Annotated in this window: 26 protein-coding genes; 9 read left to right on the top strand and 17 right to left on the bottom strand. The window is 72.9% G+C overall.

Annotation, left to right across the window (positions count from 1 at the left end):
* Positions 1-109 precede the first annotated feature (109 nt).
* The 3 genes from HNR67_RS21575 to HNR67_RS21565 all read right to left on the bottom strand — a co-directional run bounded on the left by HNR67_RS21575 (position 110) and on the right by HNR67_RS21565 (position 3091).
* Complete coding sequence (locus tag HNR67_RS21575) at positions 110-1153, bottom strand: phosphotransferase (protein ID WP_185004053.1); 1044 nt, start codon at positions 1151-1153, stop codon at positions 110-112.
* Positions 1150-2118 carry a ParB/RepB/Spo0J family partition protein gene (locus tag HNR67_RS21570; protein ID WP_185004052.1) on the bottom strand — a complete coding sequence of 323 codons (969 nt, stop codon included), beginning with the start codon at positions 2116-2118 and terminating at the stop codon, positions 1150-1152. The genes HNR67_RS21575 and HNR67_RS21570 overlap by 4 nt, the downstream gene beginning before the upstream one ends.
* A gap of 124 nt (positions 2119-2242) precedes the next feature.
* Positions 2243-3091: a YwqG family protein gene (locus HNR67_RS21565; RefSeq protein ID WP_185004051.1), complete on the bottom strand. Its 849-nt coding sequence runs from the start codon at positions 3089-3091 to the stop codon at positions 2243-2245.
* A 93-nt stretch (positions 3092-3184) separates the two neighbouring features.
* On the opposite strand from HNR67_RS21565, the gene HNR67_RS21560 reads away from it, so the two are divergent.
* Genes HNR67_RS21560 through HNR67_RS21550 form a run of 3 tightly spaced genes read left to right on the top strand, consistent with a single transcriptional unit; the run spans position 3185 to position 6150 of the window.
* A complete protein-coding gene (locus HNR67_RS21560; RefSeq protein WP_185004050.1) occupies positions 3185-4951 on the top strand; it encodes a serine/threonine-protein kinase in 1767 nt (588 codons plus the stop codon).
* Entirely contained in the window at positions 4948-5742 is a 795-nt protein-coding gene (locus HNR67_RS21555) for an FHA domain-containing protein (protein ID WP_185004049.1), read from the top strand. Before HNR67_RS21560 ends, HNR67_RS21555 begins: the two co-directional genes overlap by 4 nt.
* 48 nt (positions 5743-5790) lie before the next feature.
* A complete protein-coding gene (locus HNR67_RS21550; protein ID WP_185004048.1) occupies positions 5791-6150 on the top strand; it encodes a hypothetical protein in 360 nt (119 codons plus the stop codon).
* Here HNR67_RS21550 and HNR67_RS21545 read toward each other — a convergent pair.
* The 3 genes from HNR67_RS21545 to HNR67_RS21535 all read right to left on the bottom strand — a co-directional run bounded on the left by HNR67_RS21545 (position 6145) and on the right by HNR67_RS21535 (position 8453).
* Entirely contained in the window at positions 6145-6522 is a 378-nt protein-coding gene (locus HNR67_RS21545) for a DUF742 domain-containing protein (protein ID WP_185004047.1), read from the bottom strand. The two genes, HNR67_RS21550 and HNR67_RS21545, sit on opposite strands and share 6 nt — an antisense overlap.
* A complete protein-coding gene (locus HNR67_RS21540; protein ID WP_185004046.1) occupies positions 6522-7478 on the bottom strand; it encodes a ParB/RepB/Spo0J family partition protein in 957 nt (318 codons plus the stop codon). The genes HNR67_RS21545 and HNR67_RS21540 overlap by 1 nt, the downstream gene beginning before the upstream one ends.
* A gap of 144 nt (positions 7479-7622) precedes the next feature.
* Positions 7623-8453 carry a helix-turn-helix transcriptional regulator gene (locus HNR67_RS21535; protein ID WP_185004045.1) on the bottom strand — a complete coding sequence of 277 codons (831 nt, stop codon included), beginning with the start codon at positions 8451-8453 and terminating at the stop codon, positions 7623-7625.
* Positions 8454-8556: 103 nt separating this feature from the next.
* On the opposite strand from HNR67_RS21535, the gene HNR67_RS21530 reads away from it, so the two are divergent.
* Together HNR67_RS21530 and HNR67_RS21525 are read left to right on the top strand one after the other, a co-directional pair.
* On the top strand, positions 8557-9414 hold the full coding sequence (locus HNR67_RS21530; RefSeq protein WP_185004044.1) for a helix-turn-helix transcriptional regulator: 858 nt from the start codon (positions 8557-8559) through the stop codon (positions 9412-9414).
* 48 nt (positions 9415-9462) lie between these two features.
* A complete protein-coding gene (locus HNR67_RS21525) occupies positions 9463-10314 on the top strand; it encodes an MmyB family transcriptional regulator (protein ID WP_185004043.1) in 852 nt (283 codons plus the stop codon).
* A 140-nt stretch (positions 10315-10454) separates the two neighbouring features.
* On the opposite strand, the gene HNR67_RS46690 is transcribed toward HNR67_RS21525, so the two are convergent.
* Together HNR67_RS46690 and HNR67_RS21515 are read right to left on the bottom strand one after the other, a co-directional pair.
* Positions 10455-11018, bottom strand: a complete 564-nt coding sequence (locus HNR67_RS46690; protein WP_185004042.1) for a transposase — start codon at positions 11016-11018, stop codon at positions 10455-10457.
* Positions 11019-11123: 105 nt separating this feature from the next.
* Positions 11124-11825 carry a ParB/RepB/Spo0J family partition protein gene (locus tag HNR67_RS21515; RefSeq protein WP_185004041.1) on the bottom strand — a complete coding sequence of 234 codons (702 nt, stop codon included), beginning with the start codon at positions 11823-11825 and terminating at the stop codon, positions 11124-11126.
* Between the two features lie 175 nt (positions 11826-12000).
* On the opposite strand from HNR67_RS21515, the gene HNR67_RS21510 reads away from it, so the two are divergent.
* Positions 12001-12864, top strand: a complete 864-nt coding sequence (locus HNR67_RS21510; protein WP_185004040.1) for an alpha/beta fold hydrolase — start codon at positions 12001-12003, stop codon at positions 12862-12864.
* On the opposite strand, the gene HNR67_RS21505 is transcribed toward HNR67_RS21510, so the two are convergent.
* From HNR67_RS21505 to HNR67_RS21495, 3 genes are all read right to left on the bottom strand, one after another.
* Positions 12837-13700, bottom strand: coding sequence for an oxidoreductase (locus HNR67_RS21505; RefSeq protein WP_185004039.1), 864 nt, complete (start codon positions 13698-13700; stop codon positions 12837-12839). The genes HNR67_RS21510 and HNR67_RS21505 overlap by 28 nt on opposite strands.
* 22 nt (positions 13701-13722) lie before the next feature.
* On the bottom strand, positions 13723-14103 hold the full coding sequence (locus HNR67_RS21500; RefSeq protein ID WP_185004038.1) for a VOC family protein: 381 nt from the start codon (positions 14101-14103) through the stop codon (positions 13723-13725).
* Positions 14104-14172: 69 nt separating this feature from the next.
* A complete protein-coding gene (locus HNR67_RS21495) occupies positions 14173-15780 on the bottom strand; it encodes an alkaline phosphatase family protein (protein ID WP_185004037.1) in 1608 nt (535 codons plus the stop codon).
* Between the two features lie 78 nt (positions 15781-15858).
* Between HNR67_RS21495 and HNR67_RS21490 the strand changes: the two genes are divergently transcribed.
* The gene (locus HNR67_RS21490; protein ID WP_185004036.1) at positions 15859-16542 is read left to right on the top strand and encodes a RibD family protein; all 684 of its coding nucleotides are present in this window, start codon (positions 15859-15861) and stop codon (positions 16540-16542) included.
* On the opposite strand, the gene HNR67_RS21485 is transcribed toward HNR67_RS21490, so the two are convergent.
* Both HNR67_RS21485 and HNR67_RS21480 read right to left on the bottom strand, forming a co-directional pair.
* Positions 16481-16918 (bottom strand): DoxX family protein, encoded by a 438-nt coding sequence (locus HNR67_RS21485; protein WP_185004035.1) that lies wholly within the window; start codon positions 16916-16918, stop codon positions 16481-16483. The two genes, HNR67_RS21490 and HNR67_RS21485, sit on opposite strands and share 62 nt — an antisense overlap.
* Positions 16911-17630: a CDP-alcohol phosphatidyltransferase family protein gene (locus HNR67_RS21480; RefSeq protein WP_185004034.1), complete on the bottom strand. Its 720-nt coding sequence runs from the start codon at positions 17628-17630 to the stop codon at positions 16911-16913. Before HNR67_RS21480 ends, HNR67_RS21485 begins: the two co-directional genes overlap by 8 nt.
* Positions 17631-17670: 40 nt before the next feature.
* On the opposite strand from HNR67_RS21480, the gene HNR67_RS21475 reads away from it, so the two are divergent.
* Both HNR67_RS21475 and HNR67_RS21470 read left to right on the top strand, forming a co-directional pair.
* Positions 17671-18645, top strand: a complete 975-nt coding sequence (locus HNR67_RS21475; RefSeq protein WP_185004033.1) for a zinc-dependent alcohol dehydrogenase — start codon at positions 17671-17673, stop codon at positions 18643-18645.
* Positions 18632-19321 (top strand): creatininase family protein, encoded by a 690-nt coding sequence (locus HNR67_RS21470; RefSeq protein WP_185004032.1) that lies wholly within the window; start codon positions 18632-18634, stop codon positions 19319-19321. Before HNR67_RS21475 ends, HNR67_RS21470 begins: the two co-directional genes overlap by 14 nt.
* On the opposite strand, the gene HNR67_RS21465 is transcribed toward HNR67_RS21470, so the two are convergent.
* From HNR67_RS21465 to HNR67_RS21450, 4 genes are read right to left on the bottom strand one after another with little or no spacing between them, the layout of a single operon-like run.
* A complete protein-coding gene (locus tag HNR67_RS21465) occupies positions 19244-20197 on the bottom strand; it encodes a lysylphosphatidylglycerol synthase domain-containing protein (protein ID WP_185004031.1) in 954 nt (317 codons plus the stop codon). The two genes, HNR67_RS21470 and HNR67_RS21465, sit on opposite strands and share 78 nt — an antisense overlap.
* Positions 20197-20985 (bottom strand): class I SAM-dependent methyltransferase, encoded by a 789-nt coding sequence (locus tag HNR67_RS21460; RefSeq protein WP_185004030.1) that lies wholly within the window; start codon positions 20983-20985, stop codon positions 20197-20199. The genes HNR67_RS21465 and HNR67_RS21460 overlap by 1 nt, the downstream gene beginning before the upstream one ends.
* Positions 20982-22031, bottom strand: coding sequence for a glycosyltransferase family 4 protein (locus tag HNR67_RS21455; RefSeq protein WP_312987764.1), 1050 nt, complete (start codon positions 22029-22031; stop codon positions 20982-20984). Before HNR67_RS21455 ends, HNR67_RS21460 begins: the two co-directional genes overlap by 4 nt.
* Entirely contained in the window at positions 22028-22426 is a 399-nt protein-coding gene (locus HNR67_RS21450; protein ID WP_185010930.1) for a 6-pyruvoyl trahydropterin synthase family protein, read from the bottom strand. Before HNR67_RS21450 ends, HNR67_RS21455 begins: the two co-directional genes overlap by 4 nt.
* Positions 22427-22462: the final 36 nt, after the last annotated feature.

Raw genomic sequence — 22462 nt, 5'->3', positions numbered from 1 at the left:
GGGACATCTTAACTTTTATCTCAGGGCGACACACATCCGGAATCTGCCTCATCATGGGACACCGGCCACATGTCCGAGTGGGCCCGGTCCCCGGTTGGACAACCCGCGCTCAGCAGCAGGAACGCACCTCGGCGCCGGTGAGCAGGTGGTGCACGTTGACCTTGCGCATCGGATCGAGGCGGTCCAGGCGGTCGGCCAGTTCCGGACCGCCCCGGCCGTCCCGGAGCAGCTCGGCCATCAGCTCGACCGCGGCGGGCACGGTCCTGGCCAGCAGCACCGGCATCAGGAAGCGCTCCTCGCCCTCGGGCAGCAGGCCGCGCCGGAACGCCTGCTCCAGGAACCGGGCCAGTGCCTGCCTGCGCGCGGTCTCGCCGACCCGGACCCTGGCCGCGGTGTCGGCGATGACCGCCAGGTCGTACAGCCGGTCGCCCACGTGCAGCTCGTCGAAGCCGAGCACGGCAAGGGCCTGGGGTTCGCGGCCGCCGCAGAGCAGCACGTTGTCATCGTGCGGGGCGCCGTGCACCACCGAGGGCGGCACGAATCCGCGCTGGTCCAGGGTGCACAGCGCGGGCACGGCGGCCAGCACCCCGCGCAGCACGGCGGTGGCGGTCCAGCCCCAGATGTCGGCCCGGCGCTCGGCGGCGGGCAGCAGGCGCTGGGCCTGGTCCACGGCCGCGGCCCAGTCACCGGCCGGGGCCGGGGCGGTGATCGCGGCCAGGCCGCGGCGCAGCACGCCGGGCAGCCGGTCCAGGCAGTCGCGCAGGTCAAGGGCGGCCGTGGTCATCGCGGCCACCTGCGGCGGGGCGAACTGGTTGGGCACCGCGCCCTTGGCCATCGGGGTCAGCTCACCGGCCAGCCCGGCCGACCAGCCGGTCGGCGCGCCCGCGGCGGTGGGGATCGGCAGCAGCACCGGCAGGCCCTGGCGGTGGCAGTCGGCCAGCACCCGGCGGCGCAGCGCGTAGCGGGCCTCGGCCCACGGGTCGTCCCGGTGGCGGCGCAGGGTGAGCAGGTAGGCGCGGCCGTGGCCGGGCACCCGCCAGACGCAGTGCCGGGTGGTGTCCGCCCAGCCCGGCAGCCGTTCCGGCGGGGTGCCGTCCCAGTGCGCGGGCCAGTGCCGCCGGAGCAGCTCGCGGACCACGGCCAGCTCGTTCACCTGGCGCTCCGGCGTAACCGGATCGCCAGTTCCTGCCAGGCGCGGGCGGCGGCCATGGCCAGTTCGGCCACGTCGCCGCGCCGGTAGTCCGGGACCCCGGCCACCACCTGGTCCAGCGTGTGTCCGGGCACCGGCGCCGCGTCCAGCCAGCGCAGCAGCAGTTTGCCGGACTGGTTGAACCGCAGCGAGGGATCCGCGCGCAGGGCCTGCAGCACCTGCTCCCGGTCCACGCCGGAGCGCGGGGGCGGCGGCGTCGGCCGGACCCTGGCGCGCAACCCGGCAGGCACCGGGTCCTCGCCCGCGCGCACCCGGCGGCGCACATCCTGCGCGGTGGACACGGCCACCCCGGCCGCCTTGGCGACCTCGCGCAGTGAGGCGGTCGGCCGCTCGGCGAACAGCTCCCCGGCCTTGCGCCTGCCGTCCGCGCTGTTCATCGGCCGGGCCCTGCCGTCCCGGCCGATCCGGGCCAGCGGCGCGCCCGCCCGGTCGTCGCGCTGCCGGATGCCTGCCACCGTGCCGGGGGACAGCCCGGCGACCTTGGCGATCAGCCGGTCCGACCACTCCGGGTGGCTGCGCAGGATCCGGCCGGCCGCGGCACTGCGATCGGCCGCGGACAGCGGCAGGCCGTGCGCGATGTTGGCCCGGACCGCGAGCACGAAGGCGTCCCGCTCCGGCCCGTCGAAGAAGCAGGCCTCGACCTCGGCCCGGCCACGGGCCACCGCCGCGAGCAGCCGGTGCATGCCGTCGATGACCCGCATCGAGCTGCGGTGCACCAGGATCGGCGGCAGCTCCGCGGTGCTGTCGGCGAGCAGGCGGACGTGCTCGATGTTCTCGCCCGCCTGCCGCGGTGACATCGACTCGGCCTGCAGCGCGGAGACCGCCACCTGCCGCACGGGTAGATCGACGAGCCCCAGCTCCAGCCACGATGCCGAGCGTTGTGCCCGGTCCTGCCGCCCCAGTTCCATGAGACGTCTATATCCGCTGTCTCATTTACGAGTCAATATTCATCAGAATCGTAAGGAGAGACATGAATCAGGCTCGTCTTGGTGGCCGGGTGTTCGAGCGCGCGCCGCGGCCGGTCGAACAGGCTCAGCTGCACTGCATGATCAGCCAGGCCCGGTCCAGCTCGCCCGCGTGGCCTGCCTGTTCGGGGAGGGTGTAGTACAGCGTCCCGGCATCGCCCCACATCCAGTCCATGGCGTCATCGGAGTCGAGCTGGAGCAACAACTGCCAATTCTGCTCCCGCGCCAGGCGCTCGTGCTCGGCCTGCCGCTTGGGCTCGCTCGCCCACTCCATGCCCTGCGAGTCGTAGTGCGCCTCCAGCCAGACCGGGCCCTGGATCAGGTCCGGCCACCCGTTGATCTGGTGGTTGGGCGCCGTCGCCGGCCAGCGGCCCAGCCGGGCCGACTGGCGCGACCAGTGCGCACTCAGCTTCCAGAGCCGCCGGGAATCGTCCTCGGTCAGTTCGAGGACCTCGTCCTCGGTCGAGGGCAGGGTGAGCCGGTGGGCGAAGCGCACCGGCCGGGCCGGGAACACGTTCGCACCCGCGGGCGCCTGGACCGGCTCGCCGCCCTCGGGCACGTGCACGACCCGGAAGCCGTCCGCCGCGTCCGGGGTGTAGGCCCAGCCGCCCTCGCTGTCGGCGAAGAAGTTCAGCAGCCCGGCTTTCGGCAGCCAGTCCACCTGCGCGAACTCGGCCACCTCTGCCAGGTCGAGCACGGCCAGCAGGCTCAGCGGATTGCCCTGCACCACGGGCCATTGGGTGCCGGGTGGCAGCACCGGGTCGCCGCCGAGCCGGGAGCGGCCGGGGCCGGATTCGTCGTGCAACAACTGGATCGACGGGCGGCTGGCCTCGACCAGCCGGGTGCCGAGATCCTCGCCGAGACGCTCGACGGCCAGCTTGGTGAGGGCGGTTCGAAGTTCCTGTGGACTACTCACCGGGAAAGCCTGGCACGGGGGTCTGACAACCCGGTCCGTTTGCAGTACGGTCGCTGCGGCGATTGGCCGCACCACCGGTGACGTGGAGGCGTGGTGGACGCTGGAGACCTGATCGCGGGACGCTACCGGCTGGCCGAGCCGATCGGTTCCGGTGGCATGGGCGTGGTGTGGCTGGCCGTGGACGAGCAGCTCGGCGGGCCGGTCGCGGTGAAGCGGGCCCGATCCTCCGATGTGGACGGTGCACGCGGACGGCGGCGGCTGCGCGGCGAGGCCGGGATCGTCGCGGGCCTGACCCACCCCGGCATCGTGCGGTTCCTGGACGTGGTGGACGAGGGCGCACAGCCTTGGCTGGTCATGGAATACGTGGCCGGACCCGACCTCGGTGAGCTGATCGAGCGTGGTGGCCCGTTGCCGCCGCGCCGGGTGGCCGCGCTGGGCGCGCAGCTCGCGGCGGCGCTGGCCGCGGTGCACGGGTGCGGGGTGGTGCACCGGGATGTCAAGCCGGGCAACGTGTTGGTGCCGGCCGACGGCCCGGCGCGGTTGACCGATTTCGGGATTTCCCGTGCGGTCACCGGGGATGCGACCGTCTCGCAGGCGGCACTGGTCGCGGGCACCCCGGCCTATCTGGCGCCGGAGGTGGCCAACGGCGAGCAGGCCACCGCGGCCGCGGACCTGTTCTCCCTGGGCGCCACGCTGTTCGCGGCGGTGCAGGGCCAGCCGCCGTTCGGTGGCGCCGGGGACAACCCGCTCGCTGTGCTGCGGCGGGCCGCGGCCGGGACGGTGCCACCGGCGAGCCGGGCCGGGCCGCTCGGGCCGGTGCTTTCCGCGCTGCTGCAACGGGATCCGGCGGACCGGCCGGACGCCGGGCAGGCGCGGCGGATGCTGGCCGCGGTGGCCGATGACCGGAAACCCTTGCTGGGACAGCAGATCCGGCGCAGGCTGGGCCTGCGGGCCAGCGCGGTGGCCGGGGTGGTGGCGTTGATCAGCGGGGTGCCGGTGCTGATGTCGGCCACGCCGGAGAGCATCGCGATCATCGGCGATGAACGCACCGCGGACCCGTGCGCGCTGACCGACGCGGTGGCGCTGACCGGGTTCGGCAGCACCGAGGTGGACACCGACTACGGCAGCTTCAACCGCTGCGACGTGATCGTGCGGACGGCGGGCGGCGGCGTGGTCGACGTCAAGTACGAACTGCGCCCACCGCTCAAGGCGGACGGTCTGGTACAGCAGGTGGGCCGGGTGCGGATCGTGCGGGAACGCGGCCACGGCGATCAGTGCCGCCGGGCCCTGCAACTCACCGAGCAGACCACGGTCACCATCAACGCCCGGCACGACCGCGGCGAGCGCACCGACCTGTGCGCCATCGCCGACGTGGCCGCCACCAGGGCCGCCGAGATCCTCGACCGCGGCAGGCTGGCCCGCCGCGCCACCCCGCCGGAACCCGCTTCGCTGGCCAGGTTGGACGCCTGCGCGGTGCTGCCTGCGGACACGCTGCGCCGGGTGCCGGGGATCGACCCCGGCGACCGGGTGCGTGGCTTCGGTGGCTGGGAATGCCGGTGGCGCAGCAGTGCCGAGCCGATGTCGGTGCTGGTGATCTTCGACCGGGACCAGCCGCTGAGCCCGGTGGACGACGGGGTGCCGCAGCAGGTCGGCGACCGCCGGTTCTTCCTGCGCCCGGACGGCTGGGGCCCGGAGACCTGCCTGGCCCGGATCGGCCACCGCGGCTACCTGGACCAGCACGGCCAGCAGGCGGGCGAGGTGCTCGGCATCGCCCTGCTCGGCCGCACCGGCCACCCACGGCTGTGCGCACTGGCGGGCGATCTCGCGCGCACCGCCCTCACCAGTCTGCCCTCGGCATGACCCGGGCCGGGAAAGCCTTGCCGGACAAGCGATTGCCCGCCACCCACGACAGTCTGGCCTTCGGTGTGCCGTCCTCGGCGCCGGGCACCATGTACGCGCTGGTCAGCTCCGGCGGGCTGGCGGTGCCGCCGAGGGAGGGCCGGACCGTCCTTTTCGGACGGAACCGGCCCGAGGTGCACGTGTGCATCGGCGAGGACGACCGGCACATCAGCCGCCACCACGGCAGGCTGGTGCACCGGGACGAGCAGTGGTGGGTGGGCAACGTGGGCAGGCGGCCGATCCGGCTGCCCGAGTCCCGGCTGCTGTTCACCGACGAGGAACCCGTGCCGCTGACCGAGGGCTACACGCCGCTGTTCATCCGCGGTTCCGGCGGCCGGGAACACCTCCTGGAGCTGTACGTGGCCGGGCGGGACGGTCAGCGCCGGGGCGCGGGCCGGGACGAGGCCACCACCCCGCCGCGCACCTGGCGGCTCACCACGACCGAACGGCTCGCGCTGACCGCGCTGGGCCAGCGCTACCTGCGGCACGAGGCGGGCGCCCAACCGCTGTCCCGCCGCGAGGCCGCCGCCTGCCTGGACCGGCTGCGCCCCGGCGAGGGCTGGACGATCAAACGGGTCGAGCACCTGCTGCTCGGCGTGCGCGGCAGGCTCTCCCGCGCCGGGGTGCCCGGACTGACCAGGGAGGAGGTGGGCGAGCCGGTGGGCAACGCGCTCAACGACAACCTCTTCCGCGAACTCATGGTCTCCACCACCCTGGTCCCACCGGACCTGGACTGGCTGCACGAGGACTAGCACGGCGCGGCGGGACCCGTCCCGATTCTGACTTCTAGCGTCGGGATCATGCGTGTCCACGGCGATCAGGACGAGGCGGAACGGCAGGGTCTGCTGGAGCTGCTGCGCGGCCGGGGCTGGCGGTTCTACCAGCTGTCCCGGCACGGGATGGGCGCGGTGCGGCACTCCCCCGCGCGGGCCGATGTCGTTGTGCTGCTGGCGGATCCGGAACGCGCGGCCGCCTACCGCACGGTGCTGCCGGAGCCGGGCTGGGACGTGTTCGACCCGCGCGAGGTCAGCTGGTGCTTCACCGCAGGGCATCTGCCCACGCTGCGGGCCGCGCTCGCCGTGCTGACCGCCACCGGCGAGGCCGAGCAGGCCAGTTTCCCGGCCCCGCCGGAGATCCGCGGACTGCTGAGCGGCTCATAGCGCGTGCAGGCCGCGCAGCACCCTGGCCATGAACTCCAGTGAGGGCGGCTCGGCGAACTCCCGGCTGTGACAGGTCAGCAGCAGGCCCAGCTCCAGCATGTCCGCCAGCAGCACCCTGGCCACCCCCAGCGGCAACCCGGTGTGCGCGGCCACCTCGGCCACCGAATGCGGCGCCTGGCACAACGCCATGATCACCTCGTGTTCGGGTGGCAGCAGCCAGCGCCTGCGCCGGGCCGCGTTGTCCGCGCACAGCAGGGATTCCAGCAGCAGCCCGCAGTCCACGCCGGTGCGCCCGCCGGTGCGGGTGTAGGGGCGCACCAGCGGCACCGGATCGGGCGGGCCGAACAGCACCACCGGGTCGATCGCGGTCATCAGGACCGCCGCGCGGGCACCGCGTCGGGCCGGTCCAGCTGCTCCAGCTCCTCGGCGAACTGACGCAGTGCCGCCGAGCAGTCCCTGGCCAGCGCGGAGAGCACCGGCGCCCAGTGCGCGGGCACGCTGTCCAGCAGTCCCGACCACCCGGTCGGCGTGGCCAGGTTGGCCTCCACCCAGCGCAGCAGCTGCCGCCCGTTCTCGGTGAAGCGCAGGCTCGGATCGCGGCGGATCTCCCGCAGCGCCACCATCGGGTCGTGCGGACCGTCGTCCCGCCGGTAACCACGCCGCGGCGCCCCGGTCCCCGGCACCGGCGACCGGCCTGCCCGCAGCCGGTCGCGCACATCGCTGACCGTCTGCGGGGACACCCCGGCCAGCCCGGCGATCTCCCGCAGCGAGGCGTCCGGCCGGACCCCGATCAGCGCCGCGGCCTTGCGCCTGCCCGCGGCGGCGTCCAAGGGGCGGGAGCGGCCGTCCAGGCCGACCCGGACCGGCGGCGCGGCGGGCCCTGGCTGCCAGACCCGGCGCAGTTTGGCCACCGTCTTGGCGGCCAGCCCGGCCGAGGTGGCCACCGCGCGGTCCGACCAGTCCGGGTACAGACCCATGATCCGCACCGCCGCGGCCTTGCGCTCGGCCAGGCTCAACGGCAGGCCGTGCGCCACATTCGCCCGCACGCCCAGCACGAACGCGGCCCGGTCGTCACCGTCGAAGTAACGCACCTCGATGGTGCGCTCGCCGTTGAGCACCGCCGCGCGCAACCGGTGCGCGCCGTCGATCACCCGCATCGACGGCCGGTGCACCAGGATCGGCGGCAGACCCGCCATTCCGGCGAGCACCTTGACGTGTTCCGGGTTCTCCCCGGAAACCCGGGGCGAACCGGCCAGGTCCAGCTGGGAAACCGCGACGGTGACCGGAACCCCGTCCGGCGCCCAGGCCGGGACAGCACTGTTGTCCATGCCGCATCCACACTCCGACCGAGAAAGAAGAAATTCGCGACAACCGGATTCAGGAATTCCGATATGCCGGGCGCCCTGAATTGCGCGACCGAATACATGTTCTCGGTATGCACGGAGTCAAGTCAACAGCCATATCACGGTACATTAACTACCACTCTGCACCGGGGACCGGCGGAACTCGGTGGCGCTGCAGCCGTGCCGTTCGCGGAATCGGCGGGCGAAGTAGGACTGGCTGTTGAACCCGCACCGCTTGGCCACCGCGCCCACCGGCAGCCGGGTGGTGGCCAGCAGCATCGCGGCGTAGGCCAGCCGCCGCTGGTCCACGAACTCACTCGGCGTGCACTGGTAGTGCCGGTGCATCGACCTGGTCAGATGCCCTGCACTGACCGAGGCCAGCGCGAGCAGCCCCGGCACCCCGGCCCGCAGGTGCTCCTCTGAGCTGAACAGCACACACGCCTGGGTGAGCCAGCCGGGCACCGGGTGGAAGGCCCGGCTGCGCAGCGCGCGTTCCAGCGGCGGCAGCGCCTCCACCCACAGTCGCACCAGGTCCATCGGCCGCGCCAGTTCGCTCTGCCCGGCCAGCGCCCGGCGGAACGCGGCCGGCACGGTGCCGTCGCCGTAACGCAGGTTGACCTGCGGCGGCGGCCCGTCCAGCACCCACCGCCCGGCCTCCAGCCCGGCCAGGTCGGCGAAGGCCCGCCAGGTGGGGTCCGGGAAGGACACCAGCACCAGCGACAACAGTTCGCCGTCGGCCGCGGCCAGGGTGTGCCGGACCCCGGCGCGCAGGAACAGCACATCGCCCTCTTCCAGCCGGGAAATGGCCTCGCCGGAACGCACCTGGCCAATCCCGCCGAAGACGTGCACCAGGTCGTGGCCGTGCTCGTCCTCCCGGTTCAGCCGGGCGCGCCCGGCGCCGCCGAGTTCGACCACGGCGGCGACAAAGGACTGCCCGGGGGCGAGTTGCGTGCCGACCATGACAGAAAAGTACAAGAATCGGCTTTCGTATTGCTAACCCCACCGCGGAAATGCGCCGCAAGCTGACCGTCCACACCCGAACGGATGACGGAGCGATGCCCTGATGACCTCGTTGTCCGGCCAGCGCAGGCGAGAACTCGGCGAACTGCTCCGCCGGGCGCGTGGCCGGTCCCAGCCCAGTGCGGCGGACCGGCCAGGTGGTCGGCGCAGGCGCACGCCGGGACTGCGCCGGGAGGAGGTCGCGCGGGCCGCCGGGGTGAGCACCACCTGGTACACCTGGCTGGAGCAGGGCCGCCCGATCACCGCCTCGGCCAGGGTGCTGGACGCGATCGCCACCGTGCTGGAGCTGAGCGATCTGGAACGGGCCTACCTGTTCCGGCTCGGCCGGGGCGAGGAGGCGCCGCTGTCCGCCGGCCGGGATCTGGCCTCGCCCGGCACGCTGGCCTTCCTCAACGCGCTGGCCATCCCGGCCTACCTGGTGGACGACGTGTGGGTGCTGCAGGCCTACAACCGGCCGGCGGCAACGCTGTTCGGCTTCGCCGAGCTGCCGGGTGACTCGAACAACCTGCTGGAGCTGATGCTCACCCGCCCGGCCGCGCGGAGTTATGTCGCGGACTGGCCGGAGGTCAGCCGGGCCATGGTGTGGCGGCTGCGGCTGGCCAGCTCACTGCGCGCGGAGGAGCCCGCGGTGCGGGCGCTGGTGGCCCGGTTGCGGGTGGCCAGCCCGGAGATGGCCGGCTGGTGGGAGGACGAGCGGCTGCCGCAGGCGCGCGAGGACGCGTTGCGGGTGCTCAACACCTGGGCGGGCGCGATCGCCTTCCGCACCGTGGTGCTGCGTGGTTTCGACAGTCCGCAGCTCATGCTGCACCTGTTCGCGCCGGTGCCGGACGGGGTCAGCGGGCCGCGGCTGGAGCAGGTGCTGTGCGGCAAACCGGCCGTGGATGTCGACAGGACCGGTTAGCCCGCAGTACTTTCCCGCCTTCGACAGGCCGAAGGCTGGAGGGCCGCGATGGTGCGCTCCGAGCAGATGCGCAAGGACCTGGGCAGGCTGTTGCGCGGTGCGCGGGACCGGCTCACCCCGGAACAGTCCGCTGGCGGACCGGGGCGGCGGCGCACGCCGGGGCTGCGCCGGGAGGAGGTCGCGGCCGCGGCCGGGGTGAGCGCGGTCTGGTACGCCTGGCTGGAACAGGGCCGCCCGGTGACCGCCTCGGTCAGGGCGTTGCTGGCGCTGGCCAAGGCGTTGCTGCTCAGCGACGCCGAACGGGCCTACCTGCTGCGGCTGGGCCGGGGTGCGGAGGGGGCCGCGGTGCGTGGCGCCGAACTGCTCTCCCCGGCCGCCCTGGCCTTCCTGGAAGCCCTGCCTGCCCCGGCTTTCGTGGCCGACTACACCTGGGACCTGAAGTCCTACAACCGATCCGCGAGCGTGGTGTTCGGTTTCCACGCGCTGCCGGAGCCCGCCGGCAACCTGCTCAGGGTGCTGCTGCTGGACCGGGGCGCTCAGCGGTACCTGCCGGACTGGCGGGAGATCGCCCGGTACATGATCGGGGTGTTCCGGGCCGAGGCGCGGGCCCGCGGGCATGATCCGGTGGCCACCGCGCTGGTGGCCGAACTGCGTGCGGTCAGCCCGGATTTCGCGGCCTGGTGGGCCGAACCGGATCCAGGGGCCGCGCACGCGCACCACTGGCGGGTGGCGCATCCGCAGGCCGGTCCGGTCTCCTTCCGGGTGGCCACCCTGCGCGGGTTCGACGGCCCTGACCTGACCATGACCATCTACACCCCGGACCACCGCGACGAGAGCGCGGCCCGCCTGTCCCAGATCCTGCGCGAACACGAGGCCGACCCGCACGGCTGCCCGGTCTAACCCATACCCCGCCGGCGTGTTGGCCGTTGTCGTACACAGTCTTGGCCGAACTGGTACACCCACTCGGCCAACACACCGACCACAACGGCCAACACACCGTCCAGTTCGGCCAACACACCGTACGACAACGGCCAACACGGTTAGCGGCGGACCGGCGGGGAGGGGCTGATCGCGATTCGTAGGTCTCGGGCGGCCAGGACTCGTAGGCGGTGGTCCACCAGTTCGCGCACCTCCGGCCATGCGCCGGCCTGCTTCCACTCCCGCAGCCGCCGCCAGCAGGTGACCCCTGAGCAGCCGACGGCCTCGTTCGGCAGTGCCTTCCACGGGATCCGTAGGCTGAGCACGTAGACGATGCCGGCCAGCACCGCCCGGTCGTCGATGGGGATGCGGCCGGGGTTGCGGTCCCGGCGCGGGGCGCGCACCGGCAGGCGCGGCTGGATCTGCCGCCACAGCTCGTCCGGCACCAGGGTGTGGATCACCTTGGCGCGGCTCAACATCGTGACGCCGAGCCGGTGTTCCCTGGTGAGCAGGCAGGCGCCGGTGAGTTCCTCGTGCGGGCTCTTCAACGGCGGCAGCCAGCGCACCAGTCCGCACTGCCACACCACCGCGTGCGCGTGCACGGTGAAGGATTCCCGCAGGCCGCACCGCGGGCAGGGGCCCGCCGACTTCCGCACCGTGTTGAGCTGCTCGCCGAGACCGCGCATCTGACCATCCGCTCCCTGGGCCGTGACCGCGGCACAGCATGGCCAGGGATGGCTTGGGCGGCAAGGACAATCCGTCCAGCTGGGGCCGGTCGGCGGTTGGACGGGTCAGCGTCGGTCCAGCTCGTCGGCGAAGCAGCGCAACGAATCCGCGCACGCCCTGGCCATCCTGGCGACCAGCCGCGCGCTGTGCGCGGGCACGCCGGCCAGCAGGGCGGGCCAGTTCCGGGCGAAGGCCGCGCCAAAACCGAGCCAGCGCACCAGCACCCGCCCCTGGGCGGTGGCCGACAACTCGGCATCCGCGCGCAGGGCAAGGAGATCGGCGGCCAGGTCGGGCTCACCGGGCGCGGACCGCGCCGACGGCGCTGCCCGCAGTCTGGCCACCGTGTCCGGGGCCAGGCCGACCGCGCTGGCGATGGCCTTGTTGGTCCACTGTGGACACGAACGCAGGATGCGGGCGGCCGCGTGCGAACGTTCGGCCAGGTCCAATGGCAGCCCGAGGGCGGAGTTCGCCTTGACTCCCAACAGGAATGCCGTCTCCTCGTCGCCGTCGAAGAACTGGACCCTGATCCGGGTGTGCCCGTTGCGCACGGCCGCGCGCAGCCGGTGCACGCCGTCGATCACGGTCATCGTCTGCCGGTGCACCAGGATCGGCGGCAGCGACCGGAATTCGGCCAGCACCCTGGAATGGCCGGGATGTTCGCCGGAGCGGCGGGGCGAGCCGGTGGTGCGCAGCAGCGCGATGTCCACCAGCACCGGCGCGGCGCTCACCCCCTTGCTCGGTCGCCTGGGGCCGGACTGGTGCGCCATCGGGGCTCACGCTCCTGTCGCTGATCGGGATCGCCGCACGGAGCACCCTGGTGACACGCCGGTCATGATCTCCGCGATGGCGCACCTGAGCCAAATTGCCGGGCGCGGACCCGCTTCGCCCTGGCACTGCTACAGTCCACCCAAGTAAGGGTTACCTAACTTCCTGGGGGCGGGAATGAGCATCGCGCGGTTGCCGGACGGCCGGGAGCTGTACTACGAGCGGGTGGCCGGTCCGGCCGGATCGGACGCCCCGACCGTGGTCTTCGAGTCGGGCCTGGCCGCCTCCCGCTCGTTCTGGGGCCTGGTGCAGCCCGAGGTGGCCGCCTTCGCCGACTCGGTCTGCTACGACCGCTCCGGCCTCGGCCGCAGCCCGGCCAGCTCGGGCCCGCGACACGCCGCGCAGCTGGCGGCGGATCTGGGCGGCCTGCTGGACCACCTGGGCGCGGGGCCGTTCGTGCTGGTCGGGCACAGCTGGGGCGGGCCGATCGTGCGCCTGGCCGCGGCCGCCACCCCGGCGCGGATCGCCGGGGTGGTGCTGGTGGACGCCACCGACGAGCTGTGCGAGATCCTGTTCACCGAGCAGGTGCGCAAGGCCGAGCGGATCGGCCAGGCGCTGACCAAGTGGCTGGTCCGCTTCCGCCTGCTCGGCCTCGCCTACCGCCGGCCCACCGCCGCCCTCCCGCCGGGGCCACGCGCCGACATCCGCCGCGAGGGCTTCACCCCCGCGGTGGTGCGGACCAGGGCCGCCGAACTGGCCTCGGTGCCCACCGACCTGGTGGCCCTGCGGGACAATCCGACTGCCCTGCCCGGCATCCCGGTCACCACCATCTCCGGCGCGCTGGACTCCCCCGGCATGCCGCGCGGCACCCGGGAGGCCGCCACCGAGTCACATCGGCGGCGGGCCCTGGTCTCCACCGGCGGCCGCCACGTGCTGGCGCCGAAGTCCGGGCACCTGGTGCCGCTGACCGACGCCGAGCTGATCGCGGCGGAGATCCAGCGGATCAGCCGCGCTCAGCCGATCGCGGACAGCTCGGCGTAGTCGGCCTCGGACAGCTCGATCTCCCCCGCGGCCAGGTTCTCCCGCAGGTGCGCCACCGAGGAGGTGCCGGGGATCAGCAGGATCGCGGGCGAGCGGCGCAGCAGCCAGGCAAGGGCCACCTGCCGGGCGGTCGCGCCCACCCGGGTGGCCACCTCGTCGAGCACCTGGGACTGCAGCGGGGAGAAGCCGCCGAGCGGGAAGAACGGCACGTAGGCGATACCGAGTTCGGCGCACCGGTCGACCAGCGCGTCGTCCACCCGGTGCGCGATGTTGTACTGGTTCTGCACGCACACCACCGGCGCGATCTCCCGCGCCTCCTCGAGCTGCTCCGGGGTCACGCTGCTGACGCCCAGGTGCCGGATCAGGCCCTTCTCCTGGAGTCGCGCGACCGCGGCGAAGGGTTCGGCGATCGAGCCGGGCACCGGGCCTGCCGAGGCGCCCACCCGCAGGTTGACCACGTCGAGGACGTCCACGCCCAGGTTGCGCAGGTTGTCGTGCACCTGGGCGATGAGGTCGGCCGGTTCCCGGTTCATGATCCAGGACTTGTCCGCGCCGCGCCGGGCGCCGACCTTGGTCACGATCCGCAGCGTCGCCGGGTACGGGTGCAGTGCCTCGCGGATGACCTGGTTGACCGTGTGCGGGCCGTAGAAGTCGCTGGTGTCCAGGTGCGTGACGCCCAGCCGGACGGCCTCGCGCAGCACCGCGACGGCCTCGGCCGGGTCGGTCGGCGGCCCCCACACGCCCGGACCGGCCAGCTGCATCGCGCCGTAGCCGACCCGGCTCAGCGTCAGGTCCTCGGCCAGGGTGAGGTGACCGCCGGAAATCGCCTGGGACATGCTTTTCCTCTCCTTCGTGCCGCTACGCGGTGATCGCGCGTTCGGCCGCACTGCGCAGTACGCAGAACTCGTTGCCCTCCGGATCGGCCAGCACTGCCCAGCCGGTGCCGTCGGGTTCCCGCATATCGGTGACCATCCTCGCGCCGATGCCCAGCAGCCGCTCGACTTCCTCGTCTCGCGGGATCAGCGGCTCCAGGCACACGTGCACCCGGTTCTTGATCGTCTTGGGCTCGGCGACCAGCTGAAAATACAGGTCCGGACCCTCCGGCATGGACACCCAGACCTCTGTCTCGTCCGGCCCGTCCTCCGACCGCACCGGATTCCCGGTGACCTGGCTCCAGAATCCGGCCAGGCCGAACAGGTCGGCACAGTCGAAGTTGACGTTGCGCAGCACGGAGGCCATGTCGTGTCCTTCCCCAGCACGGACGTGATCGCCAGGGACGGTAACCGCAGCGGCGCGGGGCCGCCACCGTCAGCGGCGGACGTCGGCGGCGGGGCCGAAGGCGGTGAGGAAGCGATCCCGGAAGGCGTCCATCGGCCACACCGGCGCGCCGGGCGCGGGTTTGAGGCCCTCGGTCCAGCCCCAGCCCGCGGTGCGCTCGAACACGGTGGGGTCCTTGGCCACGATGGTGATCGGCACGTCCCGGGTGTTGTTGGCGCCGGTGAGCAGCTGGGCGGGCTGGTGGTCGCCGAGGAAGACCAGCACCAGGTTCGGGTCGCCGTGCGTGCGCAGGTAGGAGATCAGCGAGTTCAGCGAGTACTCGATGGCGTGCCCGTAGTCGGCGCGGACCTGGGCCGGGCCGCGGTTCTCGGCGCCTGGTGGGGCGAGGTAGACCGAGCCGTCGCCGAGGCCGTTCCAGTCCAGCAGCACCGGCGTGGGTGTCCACGGGGCGTGGCTGGTGACCAGGGGGATGGTGGCCATCACCGGCGGCCGGTTGGCGGGGGCGCGTTCGGCGCGGTGGAAGGCGGCCAGGGTGAACTGGTCGGGGGTGGTGGCGTAGCCGAAGCGCGGGCCGCGGTAGCCGAGGTCGGCGGCGGCGTGGATGCGCTGGTAGTCGAAGAACTCGCCCTCGGGCCAGGCGCGGGTGATGCCGGGGACCACGCCGACCGAGGTCCAGCCGGCCCGGCGGAAGGCGCCGTTGAGAGTGAGGCGTTCGCTGGCGACCAGGGTGCGGTAGCGCTGTTCGTTGTCGATCCACAGCCCGGACAGCAGGGTGGCCTGGGCCAGCCAGCTGCCGCCGCCCGCGGTCGGCGAGGTGAGGAATCCGCTGCGGGCGGCGAATCCGGCCTCGCCCAGCGCCCTGGTCCCGTTGTCCAGCACCGCGCCGACCCCGGCCTGGTCCAGGGCGTCCCGGCCGTAGCTCTCCACGAAGGCGAGCACCACGTCCTTGCCGCGCAGGGCGGTGAGCAGTTCGGGGCCGGGGGTGTCCCGGAACGGGTCGATCGCGGCGGCCGCGGCGAATGCCTCCTGGTCGTGCAGTCCGGCCTGGAACCGGCGGGCGTGCTCGTAGACCACCGCGCCGGTGGTGCCGCTGGCCACCGGCAGGGTGGCGGTGACCGCGAGCACGGCCAGCACCGCGACGGCCTGGATCGCGGGCCTGCGGCGGCTGGCGAGCGCTTCGGTGAGGCGCAGGGCGGCGCGGGCGGTGAGGAAGAGCACGGCCAGCACCAGCAGTCCGGCCAGCGCGATCGCGGCCAGGGTGGCTGGGTGGCCGAGGGTGACCTCCAGGTAGTCCACGGCCGGGCCGAACAGCGGCCAGTCCAGCAGCAGGTCGAAGGGGCGGTAGAGCACCGCGTCGAAGCCGAGGTCGAGGAGTTTGACCACGGTGAGCAGGCCGAGTGCCACCCCGCCGACCAGCGCGGTGATCCGGCGGGCCTTGCCGGGCAGGAAGAGCAGCAGCAGGAGCACGAGCAGGCCCTCGGCCGGGAGCCGGGTGAAGGCGGCCGGGGTGAGCCGGTCGACATCGTTGGGCAGCAGCAGGCCGAACAGCAGGAGCAGCGCGGCCAGCGCGGTCAGCAGGTGTGCCAGGACGCGGCGTCCGGTGCCCCGACCGTCCACAGTCGACCGTGCTCGGCTCATCGGGGTCCTTCCGTCCGGGTGCGCTGTCTGGGTAGACGTGGGTGAGTCCCAACGGGTTCACGGGTAGCGTGGTGTCTCGTGACCCGTCCGCAGGTGTTGCTCAGCGTCGCCGTCAGCGTTGACGGCTATATCGATGACCTGAGCGCGCAACGGTTTCCGCTGTCCAACGCCGAGGACTTCGACCGCGTCGACCAGTTGCGCGCCGAGTCCGACGCCATCCTGATCGGCGCCGCCACGGTGCGCGCCGACAACCCCCGGCTGCTGGTCAACTGCGCCGACCGGCGGGCCGCCAGGGTCGCCGCCGGACTGCCGGAGTATCCGGTGAAGATCACCGTGACCGGCCGCGGTGATCTCGACCCGGAGCTGAAGTTCTGGCACTGCGGCGGCCAGAAGCTAGTCTATACAACGGATTCCGGCCTGCCGACCGCCACCGCACGGGTGGGCGGATTGGCCGAGATCATCGCCCTCGGGGGCAGTGTCGACCTCGGGGCCTTGCTGGATGACCTGGGCGCGCGCGGGATCGGGCGGCTGATGGTCGAGGGCGGCGGCAGCATCCACACCGCGTTCCTGGCCCAGGGCCTGGCCGATGAGGTCCGGATGGCGATCGCCCCCATGCTCATCGGTCAGGCCGCCGCGCCGCGATTCGTGAACCCGGCCGAGTTCCCCGGTGGCCCCACGCGGCGGTTCCACCTGGCCGAGGTCACGCGGCTGGGTGACGTGGCTGTGCTGCGTTACCTGCCAAAGCGGTCCGGGCCAGGCTGAGCGCGCCGGTGATGTCCTGCCGCCGGAACACCGCGATCACCGCGGCCAGCGCGAGCAGGATCAGCGGCAACTGCGCGCCGCCGAGGTCGTTGAGCAGGAACACCTCGGTGGCCACCGCACCGGCCATCACGCCGACCAGGCCGAGTGCGGCCAGTCCGCCGAGGCGTGGGATCAGCAGGCCGATCGCACCGGCCGCCTCCAGCACCGCGGTGAGGTAGCGCAGCCACTGGCCGAAGCCGATCTTGTCGAACTTGCCGGCCAGACCGGGTCCGAACAACAGGTAGGCGCTGTAGAGGAAGTAGGCGGCCAGCAGCACCCGCAGCACCCAGAGTGCGACGGTGCCGATGACGCGGACGACGGATGCCGGTTCAGACATGGCGAGATCCTTCCACCGAAACAGGCGCGTGTCGCCACAGCCAGGCGATATCGCGACCAAAGGACCACAGCAGCGTGACCAGCGCGAGGCCGACCAGCACCGCGGTGAACGGGATGACCTCGGCGGTGGCGGCGACGAGGATGACGCCCTGGGCCGCCGCGACGGCCTTGCGGGCGAGGCTGTGCGGCAGTGCGCCGCGCAACCAGGAAAGGCCCCAGGAGGCGGCCACGAACAGGTAGCGGGCCGCGCCGATCACCAGCACCCACGGGCCCAGCTCGAAGGCCACGTGCGCGCTGAGCACCAGGATCAGGAAGGCGTCGACCTCCATGTCGAACCTGGCCCCGAACGGTGAGCTGGTGCCGGTGCGGCGGGCGACCTGTCCGTCCACACAGTCCAGTGCCAGCGCGATCGCGGCCAGCGCGACCAGCAACGCGGTCTGCTCGGTCCGCTCGGCCACCAGCGCGGTGACCACGCCGATGAGCGTGCCCCTGGCCAGGGTGACCCGATCGGCTGGTCCCAGCGCGGTTCCGGCCCGCCGCAGCGCGTGGCTCACCAGGACGAAGGTGCCGATGGCGTAGGCAAATCCGGTGAACCAGCCCACCGGGCCGATGCCGACCAGACCGCCGATCAGGGCGAGCAACAGGACCTGGGCCGCGGCCCAGAGCGCCTGCTCGGGCACGGCGGGCGCCGTGGTGTGCTGAAGTGTCGTCATCGGTCCCTCACCGTCGTCCGCGTTCCCGGAGGTTCCATAGGTGAAACGTTCAGCAAGGGCACTTTGGGTCATCGCGAACGGAAAATGTGACCTGCGTCCGATCTCTCTACCCGATCGGGGGCCTGGCGAGGTCCTCGTCCGCACCCTGTACTCCGGCGTCAGCCGCGGCACCGAGACTTTGGTACTGCGTGGCGGAGTGCCGCCCAACCAGCACGCGGTGATGCGCGCGCCGTTCCAGGAGGGCGAGTTCCCCTGGCCGGTGAAGTACGGCTACCTCAACGTGGGCGTGGTCGAGGCCGGTGCGCCGGAACTGCTGGGGCGCACGGTGTTCTGCCTCTATCCACATCAGACCCACTACGTGGTCCCGGCCACCGCGGTCACCCCGGTGCCGGAGTCGGTGCCGGCCGCGCGGGCGGTGCTGGCCGGGACCGTCGAGACGGCGGTGAACGCGCTCTGGGACGCCCCGCCGTTGCTCGGTGACCGGATCGCGGTGGTGGGTGGCGGGATGATCGGCTGCTCGGTGGCCGCGTTGCTGGCCCGGTTTCCCGGTGTGCGCGTTGAACTGGTGGACACCGACCCGGGCAGGGCGGCGCTCGCCGCGGCCCTCGGCGTCGGCTTCGCCAGCCCGGAGAGCGCGCTGCGGGACTGTGACCGGGTTTTCCACGCCAGCGCGTCCGAGGCCGGGCTCGCGCTCGCCCTCGACCTGCTCGCGCCGGAGGGCGAGGTGATCGAGCTGAGCTGGTACGGGGATCGGCGGATCAGCCTGGCACTGGGCGAGAACTTCCACTCCCGGCGGCTGCGGATCCGGGCCAGCCAGGTCGGCACGGTGGCCCGTCCGGACCGCAGCTACGCCCAGCGGCTGGCCCTGTCCCTGGACCTGCTGGCCGACCCGGTGTTCGACGCGCTGATCACCGGTGAGAGCCCGTTCGACCAACTGCCCGAGGTCCTGGCCGGCCTGGCCGACGGTTCCCTGCCCGCGCTCTGCCACCGGATTGCCTACCATGCTGCCGACTGAGACCACAGTGGACACTCGTGACCGCGGTGCGACCGTCGCGCTGCTTCCCATTGGCAGCCACGAACAACACGGCCCGCACCTGCCGCTGTCCACCGACACGCTGATCGCCTGCGCCATCGCACGGGAGATCGCCGCCGCCTACCCGGTGCGTCTCCTGCCGCCGATCACCATTTCCTGCTCGCACGAGCACGCGGCCTGGCCGGGCACGGTGAGCATCAGCGCCCGCACGCTGTACGCGGTGATCACCGACATCGCCGACTCGCTGCGCCGCTCCGGCGTGCCGAACCTGGTGCTGGTCAACGCGCACGGCGGCAACTACGTGCTGTCCAACATCGTCCAGGAGGCAACGGGATTGGCGTTGTTCCCCGGTTCCGCGGACTGGAGCATCGCCCGGAATCGGGCCGGTATCGAGACTTCCGCCCGCAGCGACATGCACGCGGGCGAGTTGGAGACCTCGATCCTGTTGCACACCAACCCGGAAGTGCTCAAGCCGGGCTGGGAGACCAGTGACCACCTGGCCGAGGAACGCCCGCACCTGCTGACGCTCGGCCTGTCCGCCTACACCGAGTCCGGGGTGGTCGGCCGGCCGTCGCTGGCCTCAGCTCACAAGGGCGCCGAGCTGCTGGCGGGGCTGGTCGAGACGTTCGCGCACACCCTCGCGATTCTTGGCCGGTGACCACAGCACGAGGGCACCGGGCAGCGCGGCGACCAGGGCCAGCACGCCGTACACCACACCGGTGGTCAGGCCCTGTGCCGCGCCCAGCCCGGCCGCGCCGAAGGCCACCGCCAGGAACGCCTCCCTCGGCCCGAAGCCGCCCACGTTGACCGGCAACGCCATCACCAGCAACGCCAGCACGAACACCGGCAGCAGCACACCCAGCGAGGCGGTGGCCCCGGCCGCCCTGGCCGCCACCACGAACAGCAGCAGGTGCCCGCCGAGCGCGACCGCGGACAGCAGCGCCACCTTCAGCAGGCTGCCACTGGCCAGCAACTGCCGGGCGTCGGTCAGCGTGGCGGCGAGTTCCCGGCGCACCGCGGGCACCCGCCGCAGCACCAGCACGAGTGCCACCGCGGCCGCGGCCAGCACCAGGCCGAGCACGCCGGGGCTGGGCACCAGATCGACCGCGGGCATGGTCCCGGTGAGCAGCACGGCGAGCCCGACGCCGATCAGCACCACCTGCCCGGCGAACCGCTCGAACACCACCGCGCGCACGCCCCGGCCGAGATCACCGGACTCGCGGCCGTGGCTGACCGCCCGGTGCACATCGCCGAGCACCCCGGCCGGCAGCACCGCGTTGAGCAACAGCCCCCGGTAGTAGTCGGCGACGGCCTTGCCCAGGCCCAGCCGCAGCCCGAGGCCACGCGCGACCAGTTGCCAGCGGCCCGCGCTGGCCAGGGTGGTCAGCAGCCCGATGGCCAGCGCGGCCAGCACCGAGGTCAGCGTGATCGAGCGCAGCCCGTCCAGGAAGGCGCCGGTGCCCAGCCGCCAGCCCAGCGCGACCAGGATGCCCAGCCCGGCGAGCAGCCGCAGCCACGGCCAGAGCGCGCGCATCAGTCCGCCCCCGGTAGTGCGAGCTGGTCGACGTGGTGCACCTCGGCCCGGAAGCCCTCGGCGATCCGGCGCCGCAGGTACCCGGGGGCCGCCGCGGCCAGCTCAGGTTCCTGTTCGACGGCCGCGCCCACCCAGCCGTGCAGCCACTCGTCGCTCAGCTCGGGCAGTTCCGGGCCGAGCAGCCAGGTGCTGGGCCGGGTGTGCACCCGGTAGCCGAGCGCCTCGAAGGCTTCGGTGGTCGCCGCGGGCGCGTCCGGGCCGAGCAACGCCCGGCCGTTGGTGGTGCGGCGCTGGTGGTCGTTGAAGGCCGACTCGAACGCGGCGTCGAGTCCATCGGCCGGATCGAGCACGATCCGCCCGGCGATGGAGAGGGTGAGCAAGGCTGGCACACCGGCTTCTACGATGGCCGCGGCGAATCCGTTCACCTCCTCGACGGTGAACAGGTCCAGCAGCGCGGAGGCGGTCACCAGATCGGCCCCGGCCAGGTCGGCGCCGCGCAGCTCGGTGAGGTCGCCCAGCCTGGTCTCGACGGTGCGGTCCGCGCTGGTCAGGTCGGCCGCGGCGAGGGCGAGCAGCCTCGGGTCGTAGTCGTGCAGGATCCAGTGCTGCGGGCCGTCCAGGCGAGGGGACAGCCAGCGGCACTGCGACCCGGTGCCGCAGCCCAGGTCCCGGATGACCAGCGGGCTCCGGGCGGGCAGCGCCGCACGCAGCGGGTCCAGGAGGTCGGTGGCGCGGGCGTGCGCGTCGGCCGGTTCCCGCAGGGCCAGCCATTCCGGGGCGTAGGTCATGCGCGCAGGGTAGCCAGCACCTGCGCGAGTTCCCTGGCCGATTCGTCCCAGGTGGACAGCACGCCCCGCCGCCGACGCGCGGAAACCCGCAGGTCACGCCGCAGGTCCTCGTTGGTGAGCCAGCGGCGCAGCGCGGCGGCCAGCGCGGTCACGTCCCCTGGTGGCACCAGCAGTCCGCCGTCGCCGAGGGCTTCCGGCACGCCGCTGCCGGAGGTGGCCAGCACCGGGATGCCGCGGGCCAGCGCCTCGGTGACGACCATGCCGTAGGTCTCCGCGCGGGAGGGCAGCACGAGCAGGTCGGCGGCGGCGTACTGGCGTTCCAGGGGCATGCCGGTGCGCGGGCCGAGCAGCCGGATCCGCTCGCCCAGCCCGTGCCGTTCGATCAGGTCCCGGACCAGGCGCAGCTGGGCGGGGTCGCGCAGTGGTCCGGCGCAGGCGCAGTGCCAGGGCAGGTCGCCGACCTCGGCGAGGGCCTTGACCAGCAGGTCGTGGCCCTTGCGCGGGGTCAGCGAGGCCACGCACAGCAGTTGGGAGCCGCCGTCGGTGCCGGGGGCGATCGGCGCCGGGTCCACCCCCGGCGGCACGGTGTGCACCCGGTCCGGGTCCAGGCCGTGCCGCTGCACCAGCCGCCAGGCCGCCCAGGCACTGGTGGCCACCACGGCGCGGGCCAGGTGCAGGCTGTCCCGCTCGGCCGCGTCCAGGGCGGCCGCCAGCGCCGGGTCCAGGCCGGTCTCATCGGCCAGCGGCAGGTGCACCAGCACCACCAGGTTGAGCCGCTCCGCCTCGGGTCGCAGCAGTTCAGGCACCCCGCAGGCGACCAGCCCGTCGAAGAGCACCACCGAGCCGTCCGGGCAGGCCGCCAGCGCGGCGGCCAGCCCGTGCCGGGCGGCCAGGTCGGGCTGCGGCCAGGCCCCTGGCACCGGGATCTCGCGCAGCCCCGCTCCCCCGGCGGCCAGCGCCTGGCTGATCCGGCGGTCGTAGACGTTGCCGCCGCTGGGCGCGGCGCGGTCGTCGATGTCGCCGGGCAGCACGAACCAGACGGTCACAGCGAACGTTCGTAGCCGGCCCAGGCCACGTGCGACTCGTGCAGGGTGACCTCGATCTTGGCCAGTCCACGGGCGCCCTCGCCCAGCGCGCCGGCGTGCACGGCCTCGGCGAGCAGGTCCGCGATGTGCTTGGCCAGGAACTCCGTCGAGGTGTTGATCCCGGCGAATTCGGGTACCTCGTCCAGGTTCCGGTAGTTGAAACCGGCCAGCACCTCGCCGAGCTTCTGGGTGGCCAGTCCGATGTCGACGACGATGTTGTCCGAATCAAGCTCGCTCCGGCTGAACCGGGCGTCGACCACGAACGTAGCTCCGTGCAGGCGTTGCGCCGGACCGAAGACCTCGCCTCGGAAACTGTGCGCGACCATGACGTGATCACGGACGGTAATGCTGAACAGGGTGACCTCCAGCGGAGAGCGGGCAACGGTGCAACT

Source organism: Crossiella cryophila, assembly GCF_014204915.1.
GTDB lineage: Bacteria > Actinomycetota > Actinomycetes > Mycobacteriales > Pseudonocardiaceae > Crossiella > Crossiella cryophila.
This window is presented reverse-complemented; position numbering and strand designations above follow the sequence as displayed.